Source organism: Candidatus Erwinia dacicola, assembly GCF_001756855.1.
GTDB classification, from domain to species: Bacteria; Pseudomonadota; Gammaproteobacteria; order Enterobacterales; family Enterobacteriaceae; genus Erwinia; species Erwinia dacicola.
This window is the reverse complement of the sequence record NZ_MAYS01000399.1, coordinates 1-1,902: the sequence shown is the minus strand read 5'-3', so window position 1 is coordinate 1,902 and position 1,902 is coordinate 1. Positions and strand designations below refer to the sequence as shown.

The following is a 1,902-nucleotide window of genomic DNA, read 5'->3' as shown; positions in this document are numbered from 1 at the left end:
CCTTCGCAGTCGGGCAGGACGTGTTGTTGCTCAGCAATCCACTGCTCGGTAGACTTCATGCCGCCGGCGCTGCAGGCCTTTGACTTGCAGCTCTGGCAGAAGAAGCGGGAGTGGGTACAGTCAGGTGAAGCGCAGCAGTAGCGGCGCACACCCATAGCGCAGGTGCCGCAGGCGCGCATGCGCTCAACGGCGAGTTGGGTCCACTGGCTGACGCTGTCGCCATGTTTTTCGAGATAGCGGTTCCAGCCGTCATCGACGGTGAAAAGGAGTTTGGCGGGACGCGGGATATACATGGAGCTGAGTATAAAGCGGAGCTCCAGTCATGCAAAGCACCGGAACGGCGAAGCCGTGACGCTCGCCCTGTAAGGGCGCTACGTTCGCGTATAAAGGCTTCAGCGTCGGACGTCTCGCCAGACTGCACGATATAGTGTACCAGCGATATCACCTGCGATGAAGACAGATATCCGGTCAGTAAAATGGGCACCAGTCGTTCAACCAGTTCTGCTAGGTCCCGGTTGTGAATATGTTTCTGCAGCAGGGTCAGGGCGGCCATACTGCGGTGGTCTGCGATTTCGTCATCAGGAATGACGGTAACGTCAACCAGCGGGAAAGCACCACTGTAGAGTCTGCCTGCCAGCTCCTAGTCGTCAAATTCATCCAGCCACCGGGTGGAGTAGGGATACGGGCTGCGTTTACCCGTATAGAACAGCACCGGTATGACCAGGGGCAACATTTTATGGCCCGCCTCCAGGTGGCGCTGCATTGCTGCCACCGCATAGCGGGTCAGACGAAAAGCCATATGCCTGTCGGGCGAAGACTGATGCTCGATGAGCACGTGAACGTAGCCATCACCGGCAGCGGTTTTCAGGCTGTAAAGGACGTCGCTGAAGTACTGGCGGAGATCGTCCTCGACGAACGAGCCGGATTCGAGCTTCAGCGTGCTGAGATCGCAGATGGCGCGCAGTTCTGCGGGCAGGTGGATTTCCATAAAATCACGGGCAATATCCGGCTGAGTCAGAAACTGCCGGAATGTGGCGTCATGAGGTGTGGTTGTATTTTTCTTCTTCATCAGCCCTGGCTCTAAAAAAATATCCCGGATATGTTATCACAGGCCGGTCAACGCTGACATTTGGGCGAAGTGAAGCGCGATTGCCTCAGTGCACCGTAGTGGTGTTGTCAGACCCCCTGACCTGGTCGATGGATTTTGTCATGGATGCGCTGGCCACCGGTCGCAGGATCAAGTGCTTGACCTGCGTTGATGACTTCACGAAGGAGTGCCTGACGGTCACCGTTGCCTTCGGAATTTCAGGCGTGCAGGTCACGCGTATTCTGGACAGCATTGCGCTGTTTCGCGGCTATCCGGCTACGATAAGAACCGATCAGGGCCCGGAGTTTACCTGCCGCGCGCTCGATCAATGGGCCTTTGAGCATGGCGTGGAGCTGCGTCTTATTTTCAGTCCGGCAAGCCGACACAGAACGGATTTATTGAGAGTTTTAACGGGCGCTTTCGCGATGAATGCCTGAATGAACACTGGTTCAGCGACGTCAGCCATGCCAGGAAAACCATCAGTGAATGGCGTCAAGATTATAATGTGTCAATACCGATCGAATTCTGACCCACCCTGCCAAAGTAAAACTGACCCACCCCTTTTGAATTACTCGAACGTTGTTGCTTTCGTTTTCTTCTGGATTTGACCGCTTTTCAGCTTATCCTTCAGTCGGTAGCTTTGGCCGCTGATTTGGGCGATATGCGCATGGTGAAGCAGCCGATCCAGCATCGCTGCCGTCAGCGTTTCGTTATCACCATACGTTCCGGACCACTGAGTAAACGGCAGGTTGCTGGTCAGGATCACGCTTCCTGACTCATAGCGTTTAGCAACGACCTGAAAGAACAGGTTCGTC

The 1,902-nt window shown here is 55.2% G+C and carries 2 protein-coding genes and 2 pseudogenes; 1 reads left to right on the top strand and 3 read right to left on the bottom strand.

The window, feature by feature from the left end; genetic code table 11:
• Both BBW68_RS17975 and BBW68_RS11115 read right to left on the bottom strand, forming a co-directional pair.
• Nucleotides 1–293: transposase zinc-binding domain-containing protein (locus BBW68_RS17975; RefSeq protein WP_186821321.1), on the bottom strand; the 293-nt coding region annotated here is incomplete at its 3' end.
• Nucleotides 294–376: 83 nt separating this feature from the next.
• Nucleotides 377–1,069, bottom strand: a pseudogene (locus tag BBW68_RS11115) (Rpn family recombination-promoting nuclease/putative transposase); the annotation flags it as partial.
• A gap of 116 nt (nt 1,070–1,185) precedes the next feature.
• Here BBW68_RS11115 and BBW68_RS11110 point away from each other — a divergent pair.
• A pseudogene (locus tag BBW68_RS11110) lies at nt 1,186–1,604 on the top strand (integrase core domain-containing protein); the annotation flags it as partial.
• Between the two features lie 51 nt (nt 1,605–1,655).
• Here BBW68_RS11110 and BBW68_RS11105 read toward each other — a convergent pair.
• Nucleotides 1,656–1,902 (bottom strand): ATP-binding protein (locus tag BBW68_RS11105; protein WP_186821320.1); only part of this gene is annotated, 247 nt, incomplete at its 5' end.